Raw genomic sequence first — 20,381 nt, 5'->3', positions numbered from 1 at the left:
ATTTAAACAATAATAAGCAGCATGACAATCTTTGTGATGCTGCTTCCTTATATTTATAGCGTCAGGATTGTGAGTGCAAAATCCTCGCACTGACCTAATATAAAGTTCTATTATTTAATAACTTAACATCATCACATTTAAGCATTGAACAATCAAAACATGAAACATCGAATTTAAGGAATAGTTATGTGTGGAATCGTTGGAGCAGTAGCTGAGCGTAATATCGCTAATATCTTACTTGAAGGTCTTAAGCGCCTAGAGTACCGTGGTTATGATTCCGCTGGTTTGGTTGTCATTCGTGATGGTGAGCTGCATCGCGAGCGTCAAGTAGGTAAAGTGCAAGCGCTGGTCGATGCCGTTGCAACGAATCCTGAATTTTTCGATGGTCATATCGGTATTGCTCATACACGTTGGGCAACGCATGGCGAACCTGCTCAGCGTAACGCCCACCCGCACATATCAGGTAAAATCGCTGTCGTCCACAACGGTATCGTTGAGAACTATGCCGAATTAAAAGAAGATCTGATTGCCAAAGGCTACGAGTTTACCTCGCAAACCGATACCGAAGTTGTCGCCCATTTAATAAATGATATCTACAAAAGCACGCCTGATTTATTAGAAGCCGTTCGTGCGGTTATTCCTTTATTACATGGCGCTTTTGCCCTTGGTATTTTGCATATCGATTGCCCAGATGAACTTATTACCGTCCGCTTAGGTTCTCCTTTGGTCATCGGTGTTGGGATTGGCGAGAACTTTATTGCCTCTGATCAATTAGCCCTATTACCGGTCACCAATCGCTTTATGTATCTAGAAGAAGGCGATATTGCCAGAATGACTCGCGACAGTATTACCGTTTATGCCGATGGCGTTGAAGTAAAACGTCAGATACATGAAATTGACGCGACCCAGCATAATGCCGATAAAGGTGAGTTTAAGCATTATATGCTTAAAGAAATCTATGAGCAGCCAGATGCTGTCAGAAGAACTGTTGAGATGGCAGTTGATAACGGTACAACTTTTAAATTACGCGACGACTTTTTACAACGTCATGAAGCGCAATTAAAAGGCATTAAGCACGTCCAAGTCATCGCTTGTGGTACCAGTTATCACTCAGGTTTGGTGGCAAAATATTGGTTTGAGAGCCTAATTCGTGTGCCTTGTTCCGTTGAAGTTGCTAGTGAGTTCCGCTACCGCAATCCGGTCGTCGTCGACAACACATTGGTCATTTGTATTTCGCAATCTGGCGAAACAGCGGATACCTTATCCGCGCTTCGTGATACCCAAAAGCAAGCGCCAACAGGGCTAGTCAGCTTGGCCTTATGTAATGTACCGACATCGTCACTGGTCCGTGAGACAGACATTTTTTTACCAACGCTTGCGGGCCCTGAGATTGGTGTTGCTTCTACCAAAGCCTTTACGACTCAGCTTGCGGCTTTGATGCTACTGGTGTTAAAAGTGGGTGTCCTTCAAGAGCGTATGACTGGCGAAAACTTGACCATTCTGCTGGGTCAATTACAACAATTACCCGGTCAACTACATGCAAGCTTAAACCTTGATGCGCCTATCAAAGCCATGAGTGAGCACTTTGAATATAAGAAAAGCTGCTTGTTCTTAGGTCGCGGTTTACAGTTCCCTATTGCTCTAGAAGGCGCGCTAAAGCTAAAAGAAATCTCTTATATTCACGCAGAAGGCTATGCCGCAGGTGAGCTAAAGCATGGCCCATTGGCATTGGTTGATAAAGATATGCCTATCGTGGTGCTAGCACCGAAAGACAGTATGTTTGATAAGCTAAAAGCCAACATGCAAGAGGTACATGCGCGTCACGGTGAGCTTTTTGTATTCGCCAGTGAAGAAAGCAAGATGGTCGCAGAAGATAGAATGCACGTGGTCTATGTACCTGAGGTTTGCGAGACGCTTGCTCCTATCGTCTATAGTGTGCCAGTACAACTGCTGTCATACCACGTAGCGGTTATGCGCGGTACAGATGTCGATCAGCCACGTAACCTCGCAAAATCAGTTACGGTTGAGTAGATTAAGTATTTGATTTTATAGGATTTTTAATCATAAATTACTTATTATAGTATTGTATAATACTGAATCCTTTGCTGTCTAGTATTAACTAGATAGCAAAGGATTTTTTGTGTAATGAACATGGAAAATTTCATTAACTTGGATATATGTCTGTATAAGTATTATATTGAGCAGCAAAGCAAACCGGAATTGATTATGTTCCTATTTCAGACTCAGCCTTATTTAGGTTGTCGCAAATGTCTTTTGTGACATCAAAACTACCCACTTTAATATCATCTAAATCGTAATAGCTATACTGATAATCAAATCCCATATTTATCCCTTGAATAACCTCTGCCTCTGCACAGGCTAACTCAGTATGTTCATTGCGCATTACCGTTTCAATCTCTTTTCTTTCAGATGCATTATAACCAGATACCTTCAGCCTATAACCGAAAGTGACCGTTGTTCCATCAAAATCAATCTTTTCTAAAGTGGTGACTTCATCAAGTACGCTTGGCAACTCTCTTGTCAACATATCGATATTACGATACATCTCCTGTACATCACGCTCGTGATTGCTAGCCTTAGTAACGCTTTCATCAGGAGCTAAATTAGAGTTGTCATTCGAACAGGCGATAAGTATTAGAAAAGCTGAAAGTACAGCCAATGCTTTAAGTTTATCAAACATAATTATCCAAAATAATATGATTAGGGCGTGTCCTCATTCTAAAGAGAACACGCCCTATTATACAAATATGAATATCTAAACCAGCCCTTTATAAAGAAAATAGCACCCAACCACCGTTAATAACACCGCAAAGCATTTCTTTAATAGTTCTGGCGATAATATATGAGCGACTTTTGCGCCTAACTTAGCAGTGAAAAAACTCATAATGCTAATGCCTAAAAAGGCATAAACATGGACAAAGCCAATAGTATTTGGCACATCGACTTGCTGCTGCATCCCAAAAAGCATAAACCCTAACGCACCGGCAATGGCGATCGGCAAGCCACATGCCGCTGACGTACCAACTGCTTTTTGCATAACCACGCCATAACGCGTGAGATAAGGGACGGTTAAGCTGCCACCGCCAATACCGAAGATAGCAGAAGCGATACCAATGACCCCGCCTGCTGCTAGTTGCTTAGGTTTTGACGGCAGGGCTGTATTGGCATGGTTAACTCCACTGGCCTCATTAGTAACCTGCTTTTTGCCACCAAAAAACATCTTATAAGCGACCCACAGCAAAAATACTCCAACAATCAGCTGAAGATACAATCCAGATATCTGTCCCGCAATTCCTGCCCCAAAAAAGCAACCAATCGCTAAACCTGGTGCCAGATTTTTAAAGACTGGCCACATAACCGCGCCTTTTTTATTGTGCGCCATCAGCGAGCTGATAGAGGTGACAATGATAGTCGCTAGTGAAGTCCCTAACGCTAAATGCATGATGCTGTCAGGACTGTAATCCATTTGGGTAAAGACGATAAATAACAGCGGTACGATGATGGTGCCACCACCCACGCCAAACAGCCCCGCAGCAAATCCTGCTAGCGCGCCTATTATTAAGAAAATGAGTATTTCCACAGGATAGTTACTTCTCGGTTAAAGGATTGAAGGGTGATGTGAGTGAAATGCTTATTGATTCAAGGGCCGACTTAAAAACTGACTTAAGCACTAATTTAAGCGATTTCTATTTGAGCGACTTGACCTACTTGATGGTATGAGCGATTAAAATATACCAAACTTTCATCGCCCTCACTTTGTTTGATAGCAACAACTCGGCACATAAAGATACTATGTGTACCCACTTGTTGAATGTCTTCAATCTCACAATCGAAACTGACCAATGCATCTTCTAAAATAGGCGCACCTGTGGCTAATGTCGTCCAAGCGCCATGCTCAAACCGCTCTTCTGAGCATAGCTTGGAGGCAAAGGCATTAGATATAGACTCATGCTGGGTGCCTAACACATTGACACTTAACGTTTTATTTTCAAGAAAATGGGCGTGTGAGCGAGAGGTCTGATTCATACAGACAAGCAAGGTTGGCGGTGTGTCAGTCACGCTACATACCGCCGAGGCTGTAAACCCATGACAACCAGAGTTGCCTTTTGTGGTGATCACATTGACCGCCGTCGGTAATAGAGACATGCCCTCTCTAAAATCAGTTGCTTCAATCATGACTTAACTCCTAAATTTTAATCTTTAAGTACATTGATAACTGAGGTCACTCATAGCTTTAAACAACCTAGCATTTGTTAAGAAATGCTAAACGCTTAGCTCTTTGCGTACGATTTCTGCGCCCGCGCTCAAAGCATGCAATTTGCCGCGCGCAACTTGGCGGGATAACGGTGCCATGCCGCAGTTAGTCGAAGGGTAAAGCTTATCCGCATCCACAAACTGCAGTGCTTTGCGTAACGTATCTGCCACTTCTTCTGGGGTTTCAACGCTATTGGTTGCCACATCAATAGCGCCAACCATCACCTTTTTACCGCGGATTAACTCAATCAAATCCATCGGCACATGCGAGTTTTGACATTCCAGTGAGACAATATCGATATGTGACTGCTGCAATTTTGGAAAGGCTTGTTCATATTGACGCCACTCTGTACCTAAGGTTTTCTTCCAATCGGTATTAGCTTTGATGCCATAGCCGTAGCAAATATGTACCGCTGTCTCACACTTTAAACCTTCGATAGCACGCTCTAAAGTGGCAATACCCCAATCGTTGACGTCATCGAAGAACACATTAAAAGCAGGCTCATCGAATTGGATAATATCGACACCAGCCGCTTCTAAGTCTTTCGCTTCTTGATTGAGGATTTTAGCAAATTCCCACGCCAATTTTTCACGGCTTTTATAATGACCATCATATAAAGTATCAATCATCGTCATCGGACCGGGCAACGCCCATTTGATTGGCTGATCAGTTTGCGAGCGTAAAAATTTGGCATCGTCAACAAACACAGGTCTTTGACGGCTCACCGCACCAACGACTGACGGCACACTGGCCTCATAGCGATTACGAATTTTGACCGTTTCACGCTTTTCGAAATCGACACCATCGAGATGTTCAATAAAGGTGGTCACAAAATGCTGGCGCGTTTGCTCACCATCACTGACGATATCAATCCCTGCCTGTAGTTGCTCTTGTAATGACACCCGTAGCGCATCTTGTTTGGCTTCAAGGAGTTGCTCGCCTTCTAAAGCCCAAGGCGACCAAATCTTTTCAGGTTCAGCGAGCCATGAAGGTTTTGGCAAACTGCCCGCGGTTGATGTTGGTAATAATTTTTGTGTCGGTAATAATATTGTCATAGGATTTATCTTCTTATTTATTCGTATTCTAATTTCGGCTAGATTGAGAATATCTAAATTGAATGTATTTAGGCGGCGTATTCTTTATCTGCACATTCTTCCAGCGCGCGCTCATTCACATCATAGCTTGCCGCCCATTCTTCAAGAATAGCTTGGTAAGGCTGAATAAATTTTGCTTCCGTAAACTTGCCTTGCTTGACCGCCATTTGGCTACGCTCTTCGCGGTCATAGACGATTTGCGTTAGGGAATAATCCTGATACTTTAAGCTGGGTTGATATACCTGACCTGCCGTCGAGTTGGCATTATAAATTTCAGGACGATAAATCTTTTGGAAAGTTTCCATGGTGCTTATTGCACTGATGAGCTCAAGGTCGGTGTAATCACTCAGCAAGTCACCGGCAAAATAAAAGGCTAAAGGCGCCACACTACCGGCAGGCATAAAGTAGCGCACAGTCAAACCCATTTTGGAAAAGTACTTATCAGTCAACGACCCCTTGTTCGAAGAGCAGCCGTCTTGTCTATACTCCATCCCTAATACCGGATGCTGATTAATCGTACGATGATAAGTTTTGCTGGTTGACACACTCAGGCAAATCACTGGCTGTTTATTAAACTCAGCTTGATAGGCTTCTGAATTCAATAAATACTGAAACAGTTTTCCGTGCAAATCACCAAAATCTGCTGGCGGTGGTAAAGTGGGGTTCTTGTCAAAATGCTCTAATAGGACGATGCTAAAGTCATAATCGCGCACGTAAGATGAGAAACTATTGCCAATCATACCGTCGATACGGGTGTTGTCTTTATGGTCAACAATCGTTGTTTTAAGCGTTTCAATGATAGGAAAGGTATGTCCATGACCTTCGATATCCAAATCTGCTGAAATAATATCAACTTCAACAGAATAACGGTCGGCAGTTGGGTTATCCCAATGCGCCAAAGCGTTAAAACGATTATTGATCATTCTTAACGTTTTATGCAGATTTTCTTCGCGATGTTCACCGCGTGCCAAATTGGCAAAGTTAGTCGTTAGACGCGTACTATCTGCAGGATGATAATTTTCATCAAAACGAATGCTCGAGATGGAATATGTAAATTGTTTACTCATGATAATCCGCTACCCTAATCTCATTGTGTGAGATAAAACCAAATTTGTGTATGAGATAAATCATACCCGAACTCAATCATGAATAAAAATGATACTATTTAAATTAAAGATGAGTTAAATTCATGTTACTAAGATTTGATTATAGAGAAGGATTTGATAGCAGGGATTTTGGTGGATTATTTTACGGGAAATGAGATTTATAAAGGAATGGAAAAATCTTGGATGATTGAAGAGAATAATGTAGCAGGTTTAGCAACTGACTCGCATTTTACTATCATAAATTGAAGTCGCATATAACGTAGAACTCAAACTACAAATGATAAAGAAAATGGCAAAGGTATTAGACTGAATATGTTGCTGTACTATATTAACTAAATGGAGAAGCAGATAATATTATAGGTAATTATTCACCTTTTAATGCTTGTACAGGTTCAATTTTAGCAGCACTGTATGACGGATATAGAGTAGATAATAAAACGACAACTAAAGAAGATATTAAGATAAGCAGTATATCTATGAGTTTAATTTTGGAAGGTAATGACTCCACAAAATAATTATCAAAAAGCCCTAAATCAAAAGTGACATTGATCCAAGCTGACACACTAGGAATGCTAAGCGACAGTACAATACCTAAGGCTAAACCAATAAGCACACCTAATACGCCAATAACAGTCCCCTGAACGATAAATATTCGGGAAATAAGACTTGATGACGCTCCAAAAGTTTTTAGTATCGCCACATCTGATCTTTTTTCTGTAACGCTCATCACTAATGTTGAAATAACGTTAAATGCTGCAACTAAAATAATGAGAAATAGAAGTAACGACATCATGGTTTTTTGCATACGAATAGAAGTATATAAACTGCCATGGGTCTGCGTCCACTCTCCACTAGAAAAGCTAACGTCTTTTTGAACACCTTGAAGTGTAGAAGCTTGGTTAGAGGCACTAGCTAATGCTTGCTTAGCTGAGTCCTGAGAGGTGAAAACATCTTTTAAATTTAAACGAATACCAGTCGCACCATGATTTAAGCCTACCGCATCAGAAGCATCATCCATGGCGATATAGCTCATCCACTTCTCTATCTCTTGACTGACATGAAATACGCCCGTAAGCGTATAGGTATGAAAAGTAGGTGTGATACCGACTGTAGAATTAGAAGGTTTAGAGATTATAATACCGACTTCATCACCGAGCTTTAGAGCATACTTATCGACGACATATTTGCCGAGGATAATGTTATTAGCACCGGCATTTAAACTATCAAAATCACCCGCTACCATGCTTTGTTTAAGAATAGATACCTTAGCATGAGAAGTTGGCTCTATACCGTTTATGATGGTGCTATTTACATCACCATTCAGCGACAACATACCTCGAGCCTGCACAAAAGGTGCGGTCCCTACTACATTGCTATCGTTTTTTTCTATGGCTTGCGCAAACGGCTTCCAATCATCTAAGGGAAATGACGAATAGACCGCCGCCTGTGGCACCATTCCTAATATTTTTTTAGACAGCGCTTCTTCAAAACCATTTAAGACTGACGTCACCACAATTAATGCAGCAACGCCAAGTATTAGACCTGCCATAGATACCGATGAGATAAAAGATAAAAACTTATTAGCATTTTCTGAACGAATAAAGCGCAATCCTATAACAATGGGTAGCGAACGGCGCATAAGTTAATATCTCTTATATATATGAATAATAAAATTAGAATGCTTTAGTCAATTCGACTGAAACATCATTTTTATCATATTCTTCAAAAGGTGAATTACTGGTTACTTTATTATAGCTCCAACTTAATCTTGGTGTCAGACCCAAGAAAGAGAAACCTCTATTCCATGCGGTAATACCCGCACTGTATTCTTTATTTTCACGTTGAATACCAAAGAAGTCTGCACCATCATAATTACGCTCTGCGTAACCAAGATCTAATCTTGTAGTATAACCTTTTGGCCATGTTTGACCCCAACCTACTCTGACACCTGGACGGTCATAAGCTAAGGAATCATCCTCAGAATCTCGAGTAGAATAATCAACACCAAATGTCCAAAATTGCTGACCATTTGGCAGATAAACTGCGGTATTTGCTAACAGCCAGTCTTCACCGTCATTAAATTCATATTTATCTATATAGCTTGATTTAGCGTAGCGTGCCAAACCCTGATACCGTAGCTTTGGACTAAGCCATTGATTAGCGCTAAGCTTTATGCCCGTAGTATCTGCATAGCTCTGTAAACCACCATCGCCGCTCTTACCTTGCGCATACCAGCGTTTGTTATAAAATGGACCAATCTCCACTTCTGTAACAGCATTCTGATAGCCAATACCAGCGCCGATACCAGCAGTGACATCATTATAGTCTTTATTATCCCAGTAGTATTTACCATAGCTATTTAAGTTCACAGTGGTAAATATCTTGTTGTCATACAACCATTTTCTATCACCACTTGCATTAAAGTTAAAACCTTTTCCTGACTCTCTAGGCGATGTGTAAGTAAGAACTGAGCCATCAGGTCTAACGATCTGTGTACCTTGCTCTGGTGAGTTAGTGATATTGCTATCGTCCATATACGATACTGAACCATTAAAACTCCAACGGTCTTGAGCGTTAATAGCATTTAGATAGTTATTAATAACTTTTACATCATCTTCAGTAGGCGCTTCACTACGCAATGCTTCAAACTCCGACTGTGCAGCATCAAATTGGCGGTTGTAGTACAGAGCCATGGCCAACTGAAATCTTAAAATCTGAACTTCAGGTAACTGCGCGTTGACCTTACGATACATAGTTACCGCTTCATCTAACTTACCTTTTTTTGCAGCGATAATAGCATTACCCCAGTCTATCACTGAAGGATCATAATTAGGTACTTGTTGATAAACTGGGAGTAATTCCTCTAATGACTCAGCATTGGCTTGTCTGAGCATATTACTTAATAATTTCTCAAACTCAGCAGGATTAGCTTTTAAATAAGCTTTGCTTTCTTCTTTACTCATCTTTGGGCCAGAATCATCTGAAGGCAAATCTGTTGGCAGTCTTTCAAACTCATCTGGGCGCGATTGATTGATTAACTTATTAATCGTTTCAATCGAGTTGTCTTGTGGGGCTAGTGGCACTGTTGATGGTTCAGCAGCTTGCAAGTTCATAGCGCTACAGCTTACTATAAAAGCCAATGCACTATACATATCAGAGTGTCGAAAATATTTCATAACGGTTCCAATCAGTAATTGTTAAGCATCAAATACGCAAACGACCACTCGAAGGTGGCCGTCTGCTTGTTCATTACTAGATAATAACTAAACTATTACTCAGTTTGGTTAGCGTTACCGCCAGGCTTAGGACCTTCAGGTATTTCCGGAGTTACTACTTTCTGAGCACCAAACACACCACCCCAAGCTGGAGCTCCATATGCGTCTGTTACAGAGTTAACAGCGCCACCAAGCTCAGCACCATCTTTACCGAAGAAAGTGCCTTTAAACGTACCCAAATCTTTATTAGGACCGTAAGCTAGTTGAGATGTACCCTTAGCAGTGTTACCAAATACCGTACCTTCAAATTTTACTAATTTATCTTCTTTGTATACGTTTGTATCACTAAGAACACCGTTTACGTTTGGTGTAACTTCCCATACGTTGAAGATATTACCAGTTAATTTTCTATCAGCCAAACTCAAATTGGCTTGTACGTAGTTACCTTGACCTGCAACAGCTTTATCACCATCACCAAAAGCGTTACTGTTTGGATCACCTAGTGGACCATGATATGAATTGTCGATACCATACATCAATGCATGACCTGCATAGGCAATATTACCACTTGCCGCTTTAAGATCATTCATTTGACCAATATCTGTTTCTTTAGTACCACGATAGAAATAAGTATCTACAGTACCCTTAAGACCAGCTTGTCTATCTTGGGCACTTGAGATTTTAGACTCATAGTAAGTGATACCATCTACATCTGAAACTGTATCTAATTTATCAAGATTAGATGTGACACGACCATATTGAACGTTATCAAGATTAATCGTCTTAAATGATGACTTATTAGCCTTGTCAACTAAAGGAGTAGTGGCATCATTAACAATAACATAGTTGCCACTAGCATCTTTGTTCGCAACAAAACGAACACTATTTTCAGCAGCAGTATTACTAACATCACGATACTTATTACCGAAGATACGTGTGTTCAGATTTGAACCTGTAGATTTTGCTATGTTAGATGGAGCTGAAGCATTTTCCTGACCTTCTACATTAAACAACGAGCTAGTAGGAGATGCTCTTTCAATTACGACCAGACCGTTAAGTTCATTATTGGCATCAGTAACATTAACACCATTTGCTACATTATATTCTTGTAACGTAAGAGTATTAGAAGCATCTGGGCTAGAGACTGTATCTATGCCTTTACCAGCAAAACGTACCGATTCTTTAGGCGTACCATCTGCACGGTTGATGGTTTCACGACCGATAACGATGTTATCAAGATTCTGATTCTGAAGCGTTTTACCGTTCAGTACTGTCGCGTTAGCATTCTTGTTGTCGGCAGCAGGATTTAATACGCGGTCAAAATTAGCATCAGCACCACGAACGTATTGCTGACCACCTACAGTAGTCTGAGTTTTTAAATCTAAATTACCTTCAGCTGCTGCACCAGGGTTATCTTCACCACCTTGACCTGGAGTAGGCGTTGGTGTAGGCGTTGGTGTAGGTGTAGGCGTAGGTGTAGGTGTAGGTGTAGGCGTAGGTGTAGGCGTAGGTGTAGGCGTAGGTGTAGGTGTAGGTGTAGGCGTAGGCGTAGGCGTAGGTGTTGGAGTAGGCGCGTTATACGAGCTATCGCCATCACTACCACAACCTGCTAATGCTGTTGCTGCGAAGACAGCACTCAATGCTACTGCTAGATATTTTTGTTTCATCTTTATTTCCTCATATCGATGTAAGAACTACTCATGTATAGATAGTACGGTATACTTCGCTATTAACTACAGCATGTAGGAAGCGAACAGCTTAACGCTCAGATTACCAAACCGTCTGCTTTATGTCAATGTAAAATGCTGTAGCGCAATAGTGATACTACAACGTTATAGCATTGTCATTTTCAGTAAAATTGATACCGCTACAATAAAGCAATATTTAATGGATTTCAATACTTTTATCGACCCAATCGCATTATTTTTACAAAAGTTAATTTTATTTATGGTTTAAATTCAAGGTTTTATAAAATATCAAATATTAATAAGCATACAAACTTGAAAACACTCTTTTACAAGATTATATGAAATTTTATGAATATTAATTAATATTTTAATAAAGCTCCTTAAACAAAACTAATACTTTACACCTTAAATATCGATATTCAATGGGTAACTTACCTTATCTAATTGATGATTTTGATAGTTGGCTATATTTGAGCATCATGCTTTATGATTTCTCAACATAGTTTACTTTTCAATAACGACACTTTCCTTATCCTTTCCATGCGGTATCAACCATTTGCCAAACCATCCTGATAAATCATCCATCAGAGTATAAACTACCGGAATAACGACTAGGCTTAATAAGGTTGAGGTAACCAAACCGCCCAAGACAGCGGCGGCCATTGGACGACGGAAGGTAGGATCGGCATCGCCCCAACCAAAGACCAAGGGCATCATACCCGCGCCCATCGCAATGGTGGTCATAATAATTGGCCGCGCACGCTTACGACAAGAGTCAATAATGGCATCAAAACGCGCCAAACCTCGACGTTGAGCAATCAATGCATAATCGACCAATAAGATAGAGTTTTTGGTCGCAATACCCATCAGCATAATAAAACCAATCATCGAAGGCATCGATAGACTACTATTAGTAATCACCAAGCCCACAAAAGCGCCACCGATAGAAAGCGGTAATGCCATCAAAATAGTAAATGGCTGCAATATACGCCCAAACAATAAAATCAGCACGCCTAAAATACAGACCACGCCAACCGACATCGCAATCACAAAGCCGCTAAATAGCTCAGCCATATTTTCTGCTTGCCCTTGGTCAATAATAGTAATAGAGGCTGGCAGCTGTTGCATACTAGGTATGGCTTTAACCGCTTGCACCAAGTCACCAAGCTCACCATTGGCAGGCTGAACAGTGATACTAATCGCGCGCTCACGGTCTAGACGGCTGATTTGCGCAGGTCCAGTACCAAAGTTTAATGACGCCACTTCACCTACTCGTACGCCTTGTCCTGCAGTTAAGGCACTCGGCACATATAAGCCTTCTAATTGACTGACGTTTTGCTTAGCGATATCTGGCAGGCGCACTACGATAGGCACTTGGCGCGTATCGAGATTCAGCTTAGATAAACGCTGCTCATAGTCGCCAACGGTCGCCACACGTAAGGTAGTGGCAATATCTTGCGTAGTCACGCCTTTATCAGCCATTGCTAGCCTGTTTGGTGTCACTGTCAGCTCTTGGCGCGGCAGGCTACGATCACTGGTGACAGCGCCCGCACTTGGTAACGCCCGAATCTCTGCCATCATTTGCTGGGCTGTCTGCTCAAGCAGGCGCGGATCAGTACTGGTCAAAGAAAAATTATAACCGGTCTCACCCCCACTCGATAAGCCAACGGTAAAGCGTGCGCCCGGTACTTCTGAGAGCATACTACTTATCTGGCGCTCAATCTCTTGCTTAGAGGCACGCTCTGCTCGTGGCGCAAGCACAATATCCAAGCCTGCGATATTTTCAGCTTTACCGCCAGAGCTGGCTTCCATTGCCGCTTGCGCTTCCCCTACCGAGGTAAAAATATGCGTTACTTCAGGCATGGCCAATATACGCTCACTGGCCATCGCCGCAACACGCTCGGTATCTTCTAGCGCCACATCAGGGGTCAGCTCAATCTCAACCCGCGTCTGATCAATATCATTATCAGGAATAAAAGAGGTTGGTAATAATTTCACCAACGCCAACGACGCCACAAATAATATTAACGTCGCCCCCATCGTAATCCAGCGATGATGCAGCGTCCATGACACCACTTTAAGATACCAATCCATCAACGCGCTTTGTTTTTCAACGTGCTTTTTTTCTGGTCGTAATATATAAGCAGCCATCATCGGCGTGATAAGACGCGCGACCATTAACGACGCAAATATGGATAATGCTGCAGTCCAACCAAATTGTCGGAAAAACTGTCCAACGATACCGCCCATAAAGGCAGTCGGTAAAAATACCGCAATTAAGGTAAAGGTGGTCGCGACCACCGCCAAACCAATCTCATCAGCCGCTTCCATCGCGGCTTCATAAGGCGTCTTACCCATACGCAAATGGCGGATGATATTTTCGACTTCTACAATCGCATCATCGACCAAGACGCCGATGACCAGTGACAGTGCCAATAAGGAGATAATATTAAGACTAAAACCAAATAAATACATACCTAAAAAGGTAGGAATAACTGACAACGGCAACGCCACAGCCGCCACAAAGGTGGCGCGGATATTACGTAAAAATAAGAACACCACCACTACGGCAAGTAAACCACCTTCTATCAGCATGCGTAAGGAAGCTTGATAATCTTCAGCGATGGGCGTGGCTCGATCATAGACTTTTTCAATATCGATACTGCCCACATCGGCTGACAACTTGGCCAACTCTGCGTCAACCAACTCCATAACTTCAACTTCACTGGCACCGCGCGAACGCGTGATATTAAATGCCACCACCGTTTCGCCATCAAGCTTGGCAATCGAGCTTGGGTCAGCAGCGCCATCGGTGATTTGCGCCATGCGCCCAAGAGCTTGCGTACCACCTGTCGGAACGGCTATTTGTAAATTATTAAGCTCGCTTGCGCGCTCAACGGCGCCAAGCACACGAATAGTCTGTGTGGTTTTGCCCACTTCTGCTTCACCGCCAGAGCTGTCTTGCTGGATACCGGTGATTTGATTGGATAACTGAGTGATAGAAAGCTTAAGACCACTTAATGTAATAGGGTCAGCGGCAACGGTAATCTCTCGCTGTAGCCCACCGATACGGCTGACGGTACTGACACCCGGTATATCGGATAAACGCTTAGTAACCGTATCATCAACGAACCAAGATAAGTCCTCGACGTTCATGTTTTCAGAGGCAACAGAGTAGGTAACGACGGGAAAACCTGACGTTGAGACTTTGGTAATAATGGGATCATTGGCAGCGGCTGGCAAATCGCCCCGTACCTCACCCACCGCCGAGCGCACATCGTCAACCGCTTCTTGAATGTCTTTTTCTAAGACAAACTCGGTGGCTATGGTCGCTACGCCCGTCTGCAGGCTGGTGCGAATATGCTTGACGCCTTCAATACTGGTAAGCTTATTTTCTATCTTTTTAGCAATGTCGTTTTCGAGCTGTGATGGCGCAGCACCCGGCAAGGTCACCGTGACCACCACTGCTGGCAGGTCAATATCAGGGAATTGCTGCACCTTCATTTGCATAAAACCGTAGATGCCGCCCAAAGTCAGCAACACAAACAGCAGAATGGCAACTAAAGGATTTCTAATCGAGTAAGCGGAGACATTTAAACTCATGAGCGCGCCTGCGTGGCTGTGCCAGTGCTTGCAGCAGTTGCCGTTTTACTAGCTTGGCTGCCCGATTTATCATTGGCTGTATTTAGACCATCAACGATACGTACCAAGTCGCCATCGTTTAAGAAGCTACCGCCCTGCTTCACAAGTCGACTTTCTGCAGGCAGTGGTTCTGTCAGCGCAACACTATCGCCAAAACGTTCGCCAAGGGTCACGCGTTGTTGTTTGATACGTCCTATGTTTTTACCGTCTTGGCTACTGACATTGGTCACTAGCATCACATAATCATAGCCATCATTGCTGACAATGGCACTATTCGGTACGGTCTGAGCACTAGTACTACCCAATAGAAATTCACCCGTTTGGTACATGCCAGCACGCACTTTTGAGTTAGCAGCGAGGCTAGCATAAATAGTGATTTGACGGTTATTATCGGCCGTTGGTGCAATACGGCTTACCTGCCCCATCACAGAATCGCCACCCGGTAAGCTGACACGCACTGGCGTGCCGACATTGACTTCACCAAGGAGTTTAGGATCGATATCCGCGCGCCACTCTAAAACACCACCTTTAATAATGGTAAATAATGGCTCACCACCAGCAACCATGCCAACTTCAGCCATTTTTTCACTGATAACACCACTGACCGGTGCAACTACATTGGCATTATTGACACTTAAACGCTGGGTACTGAGGCGCGCTTTAGACGCTTGTAGTGCCGCCTGTGCTTGCAGTTTAGAGGTGCGATAGCGATCCGCTTCTTGTCTACTAATGGCATCTATCTCAATCAGCGGCAGGACACGAGCTGCATCGGCAGTCGCATTGGCAAGGGTTGCTTCTGCTTCGGCAACATCTGCCTCAGCTTGCAAGACTTGTTGCTCCATGGCATCGGTATCAAATATCGCCAGTACTTGCCCCGCTTTGACGCGATCGCCCTCTTGGACCAATATACGTTCGATAGCAACGCCGTTTACTTTGGCGCTGACATTGGCCACATCTTTAGCGTTGATGGTGCCATCCGCACTGAGCGTGTTACCAATACTATCTTGGCTTGGCGATACTGTTTCGACTGATAGTACCGCTTGCTGGTTGCTGCTATCTTTTGGGTCGGCAGTTGCGCTTTGCGCACTGTTAGCCGCTGGTGACTCATCACTCGCTACTTTATCGCCGCCCCAGTATTTACCAACCAACACCCCAACGACAAGTACGATAGCCAATACTGGCAATAACCATAACGGGAATTTTGATGATGGTTTAGGCGCTCGCGTATCAGCTTGGCGGTAAGGTGGTAGCTCAGATTCAACTGGCAGCTTGTTGTCTTCAACATCGCTCATGATAACTCTCTGTAATACAGGCAATTAGAAATGGTATAAGGATAGAAAAATAATAGGTAAAAAATTGCTATTTATGATTACAATAGTCTATAAATTTATTGAGGATAGCATATATTAAGTCATCATCTTATTTTTATATAGTGTGTTTTAGCTTCGTAAGTTTGCCATCTATTAAGCATGGATAAGCGTAAAAACTTGCAAAGTAATATGATAAAAGTGATAAACAATCAGAACAGCTCGTTAATGAATTTGAATAGCCTAATATTATCTTTCATCGTCTATATAGCTTATAAAAACAATAAAAAAAGCCGTTATCTTTAGAAAAATAATGGCTTTTCATGAAATTTGATAGCGGGAAATTGGCTCAGTCGCCAAGCAAGCATTAAGTATCAAGCATTGGTATAGCGACTGGCTTCTGGCATCCAGCGGTGGATAAGTTGGCTTACGTCTGCTTTACGTGTTGGGTCAGCGATAAGATGTTTCGCTAGGCGCTGCGCAATAGCAAATAATTGCTCATCGCGGATAAGGTCGGCCAAATAATAACCGACGTTACCGGTTTGACGTTTACCTAACAGCTCACCAGGTCCTCGCAGCTCTAGGTCTTTTTGCGCAATGACAAAACCATCGGTACTTTCCCGCAGCACATTTAAGCGCTCCGTGCCCGTCTCCGACAATGGCTTTTGGTATAACAGTACGCAGAAGCTTTTGGTCGAACCACGACCTACACGTCCGCGCAACTGATGTAGTTGCGACAAACCCAAACGTTCGGCATTTTCGATGACCATTAACGACGCATTCGGCACATCAACGCCCACTTCGATGACTGTAGTGGCAATTAGTAAATCAAGATTACCAGTTTTAAATTCTTGCATGATGGCTTGTTTATCAGCGGATTTCATTTTGCCATGCACTAAGCCAATGCGAATATTCAAGCGCTCATTTAAATCTTCATAAGTGGCTTCAGCAGCTTGCGCATCCAGCACGCTAGATTCCTCTACCAATGAACATACCCAATACGCCTGCCTGCCTGCCTCACAATTAACCGCAATACGCTCAATAACTTCATCACGGCGGTTACGGTCAATGGTCACCGTCGTAATTGGTGTACGTCCGGGTGGTAACTCATCAATGATAGAAGTATCCATATCACCATAGACGCTCATCGCGAGCGTACGCGGAATCGGGGTTGCGGTCATAATCAGCTGATGCGGCGTGCTATTCGCCACCCCCTTATTGGTCAAGGCCATGCGCTGCTCAACGCCAAAGCGGTGTTGCTCATCGATAATAACCAATCCCAATTTGGCAAACTGTACCTGCTCCTGAAATAGTGCATGAGTGCCAACCACCACTTGCACGCTGTTCTCGCTTACCGCCTCTAACGCTTCTCGACGCTGCTTTGCTGTTTGCTTGCCAGCGAGCCAGCCAACGCCGACGCCTAGCGGTTCAAACCATTGTTTAAAATTAGCCAAATGCTGTTCTGCTAAAATCTCTGTCGGTGCCATAACCGCTACTTGCCAACCGCTATCGAGTGCATAGCCTGCTGCGCCTGCCGCGACTAGGGTTTTGCCTGCGCCAACATCGCCCTGTACCAGTCGAAGCATCGGAATAGAAGTTGCCATATCAGCAGTAATGTCTTTCATGACTCTTTTTTGTGCGCCCGTTAAATCAAATGGTAGCGCACCAAATAGTTTATCGGCAAGCGGGCTTTGGGTCGCGCATTTGGGTGCTTTATACTGATGTAATTGCTGACGGCGATATAATAGGCTAAGTTGATGCGCGGTTAATTCTTCAATGATGAGACGCTGACAAGCCGCATGGGTGCGAGCACTTAATTGCGTCAGCAGCTGATATTGTCGCCCCGCGTCGGTATAGGTAGGCGGCGTATGCAGTAATACCAAGGCTTCGAATATGGTTAAATTGTAGACATTATTATTAGTCGTGCTTGCGTTCTCTGACTTAACTTCATTATTTACACTATTACTAATCGAATTGTCGGGCACACTACGCGCAAGGGTCGAAAATATATCGTCTGGAAAATCATCTTCTGCAACCGCTAATTTAGCAGGCTCAAAAGGCGCTAACGGCAAATCAGCGACCACGTCAAAGTCGGCTGGCGTGAACAAGGTCATCGGTAAACCTTGAGCACGAACCGTTTGCAGCGCAAGTTTGATCAAGGTGCGCAGCTTATTTTGATGCAAGCCTTTAACGCTAGGATAAATCGGCTGTAATCCCGTATTTACGATTGCCTCATTGCTGCTAATAATTTGATATTCAGGATGATGTATCTGTTTGCCGTAACGACTAACCTTTACTTCGCCAAATATTTGCAGCTGTGTGCCAAGACTCATCGTTTGCGCAAGACCTTGATACACCTTAAAAAAACGCAGCGATATCGTGCCAGTATCATCATCTACCACCACTGTCATACCACTACGCTTGATATCGACATGCACCACCCGCCCGGTAATTAAGGCGGCTTGTCCATGTGCTACATCGGCTATCGATAGCAGTCTGCTACGGTCTTCGTAATCACGTGGCAGATGCAGCAGTAAATCAAAAATGCGTTCAATACCCAATTGGGCTAATTGCTCGGCCACTTTTGATCCCACACCCGCCAGCGCCGTCACGGGCATATCAAGCGCCGAAACGGGCCTCTCAGACCTCATAGCATCTGATGCATTTACTGTGGCGTGCTTAACCGATATGGGCATCAATCATCCTAATGATATAAAGGTAAATACTATCTAATTAACTGTCTTATTTTAAAGTCTAGGTTTTAAAGTCTATGCCGTCTTATAAAAGCTATAATCATGAATCTGCTATAAAACACTCAGTGATAATGATTATAACGGACAAGCGACTTGCTCATGCTAAGCTATTTAGCGATACGGCGTCTAGCTGATTTCCAAGTAAGCTATTAATGATGGGCTTACCACGCAGCCTTTTATTTTACATGATGATTTTTGCTAAGGTTTTTTATGTTTTTACCTGCTAACTATTACCCCTATCGTCATTTATCATTATTATTACGATTTAGCATGCTCAGCATATTAGGACTGTTTATTAGCGCGTGTCAGAGTCTGACGCCAGTTGCTGAGACAGTCACGCCTATAAACAATCAACCAAAAGTCGCCCTAGTCTTAGGCGGCGGCGGTGCGAAAGGCTTTGCACATATTGGGGTGATTAAGGCGTTAGAAGAAAATGGTATCACGCCGACGCTAGTAGTCGGCACCAGTGTCGGTAGCTTAGTGGGCAGCTTATATGCCAGTGGTTATAACGCCAAACAGCTTGAACAATTAGCGTTAAATACTTCTGATAGCGAATTGACAGATTTTACCTTATCCAACCAAGGCTTTATCGAAGGTATCAAGCTTAAAAACTTTATTAATAAAAAAGTAAGCGGGCGCAATATAGAAGACTTTCCGATCAGCTTTGCCGCGGTCGCTGCCGAAAAACACACGCTAAAAAAGGCCGTTTTTAGTAGTGGTAATGCTGGTCTTGCGGTGCAAGCATCCTGTAGTGTGCCCAATATTTTTATTGCCCCGCGCATTCCTGAACAAGTCGGTAAAAAATATATCGATGGCGGTGTGGTCAGCTTAGTACCGGTTGATACTGCGCGTGATTTGGGTGCCGATATTATTATCGCCGTTGATGTAACGGCTGCTAATATTAATAGTTCTGCTAACAATAAAATGCCGACTATCAATTCATTAAGCAGTTTTTGGGGCTTTCTTGAGAGCAGCTTTGTCGCAAATGCCGCTGCAACTGTCACTAATTCCAGTCAAGCACGCACTAGTCGTTCTGCATCGATGCGCCATGAGCGTGATCGCGCTGATATTATCATTATCCCAGATGTCGGTCATATTAGCTCGCTAGATACTAGCCAGCGCCGCGCTCTAATGACGGCTGGCTCGCAAGCCACTATGCCGCAAATTTCTGCCATTAAACAACTTATTAAAGACAAAGCACTGAAAGACAAATCGCAGAGTAAATAGGCAACCCTTTAGCAGCTCCTTAATTGATAAGTGAACAGCAAGTATAAAAAGCCATCCTGCCAAGTCTATATAT

General features: G+C 43.2%; 13 protein-coding genes. 2 read left to right on the top strand and 11 right to left on the bottom strand.

Translation table 11 applies throughout. The features are described 5' to 3' along the window. Positions 1 to 186: 186 nt before the first annotated feature. The gene (gene glmS, locus JMW39_RS11685) at positions 187 to 2,031 is read left to right on the top strand and encodes a glutamine--fructose-6-phosphate transaminase (isomerizing) (protein WP_201546640.1); all 1,845 of its coding nucleotides are present in this window, start codon (positions 187 to 189) and stop codon (positions 2,029 to 2,031) included. 193 nt (positions 2,032 to 2,224) lie between these two features. Here the strand turns inward: glmS and JMW39_RS11680 are convergent, their stop codons facing one another. From JMW39_RS11680 to recG, 11 genes are all read right to left on the bottom strand, one after another. Beyond that, positions 2,225 to 2,701 carry a hypothetical protein gene (locus tag JMW39_RS11680; protein ID WP_201546638.1) on the bottom strand — a complete coding sequence of 159 codons (477 nt, stop codon included), beginning with the start codon at positions 2,699 to 2,701 and terminating at the stop codon, positions 2,225 to 2,227. Positions 2,702 to 2,776: 75 nt separating this feature from the next. Then, positions 2,777 to 3,601: a sulfite exporter TauE/SafE family protein gene (locus JMW39_RS11675; RefSeq protein WP_201546636.1), complete on the bottom strand. Its 825-nt coding sequence runs from the start codon at positions 3,599 to 3,601 to the stop codon at positions 2,777 to 2,779. 95 nt (positions 3,602 to 3,696) lie between these two features. Beyond that, positions 3,697 to 4,197 (bottom strand): flavin reductase, encoded by a 501-nt coding sequence (locus JMW39_RS11670; RefSeq protein WP_201546634.1) that lies wholly within the window; start codon positions 4,195 to 4,197, stop codon positions 3,697 to 3,699. Between the two features lie 87 nt (positions 4,198 to 4,284). Continuing rightward, positions 4,285 to 5,331: a methionine synthase gene (locus tag JMW39_RS11665; RefSeq protein WP_201546633.1), complete on the bottom strand. Its 1,047-nt coding sequence runs from the start codon at positions 5,329 to 5,331 to the stop codon at positions 4,285 to 4,287. A gap of 68 nt (positions 5,332 to 5,399) precedes the next feature. Then, a complete protein-coding gene (locus JMW39_RS11660) occupies positions 5,400 to 6,437 on the bottom strand; it encodes a DUF1852 domain-containing protein (RefSeq protein WP_201546632.1) in 1,038 nt (345 codons plus the stop codon). A gap of 403 nt (positions 6,438 to 6,840) precedes the next feature. Continuing rightward, positions 6,841 to 8,115 (bottom strand): lipoprotein-releasing ABC transporter permease subunit, encoded by a 1,275-nt coding sequence (locus tag JMW39_RS11655; RefSeq protein WP_201546631.1) that lies wholly within the window; start codon positions 8,113 to 8,115, stop codon positions 6,841 to 6,843. A 34-nt stretch (positions 8,116 to 8,149) separates the two neighbouring features. Next, the gene (locus JMW39_RS11650) at positions 8,150 to 9,652 is read right to left on the bottom strand and encodes a surface lipoprotein assembly modifier (protein WP_201546630.1); all 1,503 of its coding nucleotides are present in this window, start codon (positions 9,650 to 9,652) and stop codon (positions 8,150 to 8,152) included. A gap of 95 nt (positions 9,653 to 9,747) precedes the next feature. Continuing rightward, positions 9,748 to 11,331, bottom strand: a complete 1,584-nt coding sequence (locus tag JMW39_RS11645) for a transferrin-binding protein-like solute binding protein (protein WP_201546629.1) — start codon at positions 11,329 to 11,331, stop codon at positions 9,748 to 9,750. A gap of 552 nt (positions 11,332 to 11,883) precedes the next feature. Beyond that, positions 11,884 to 14,982, bottom strand: a complete 3,099-nt coding sequence (locus tag JMW39_RS11640) for an efflux RND transporter permease subunit (protein WP_201546628.1) — start codon at positions 14,980 to 14,982, stop codon at positions 11,884 to 11,886. Further along, complete coding sequence (locus JMW39_RS11635) at positions 14,979 to 16,313, bottom strand: efflux RND transporter periplasmic adaptor subunit (RefSeq protein ID WP_201546627.1); 1,335 nt, start codon at positions 16,311 to 16,313, stop codon at positions 14,979 to 14,981. Before JMW39_RS11635 ends, JMW39_RS11640 begins: the two co-directional genes overlap by 4 nt. Positions 16,314 to 16,702: 389 nt before the next feature. Further along, positions 16,703 to 19,024, bottom strand: a complete 2,322-nt coding sequence (gene recG, locus JMW39_RS11630) for an ATP-dependent DNA helicase RecG (protein ID WP_227679507.1) — start codon at positions 19,022 to 19,024, stop codon at positions 16,703 to 16,705. Between the two features lie 327 nt (positions 19,025 to 19,351). Between recG and JMW39_RS11625 the strand changes: the two genes are divergently transcribed. Next, positions 19,352 to 20,308, top strand: coding sequence for a patatin-like phospholipase family protein (locus JMW39_RS11625; RefSeq protein ID WP_227679506.1), 957 nt, complete (start codon positions 19,352 to 19,354; stop codon positions 20,306 to 20,308). The last annotated feature ends 73 nt before the right edge of the window (positions 20,309 to 20,381 follow it).

Origin of the sequence: Psychrobacter immobilis (genome assembly GCF_904846175.1) — a bacterium.
In the GTDB taxonomy this organism is placed as follows: Bacteria; Pseudomonadota; Gammaproteobacteria; order Pseudomonadales; family Moraxellaceae; genus Psychrobacter; species Psychrobacter immobilis_E.
The sequence above is the reverse complement of the archived record's forward strand: the minus strand, read 5'-3'. Positions and strand labels throughout refer to the sequence as shown.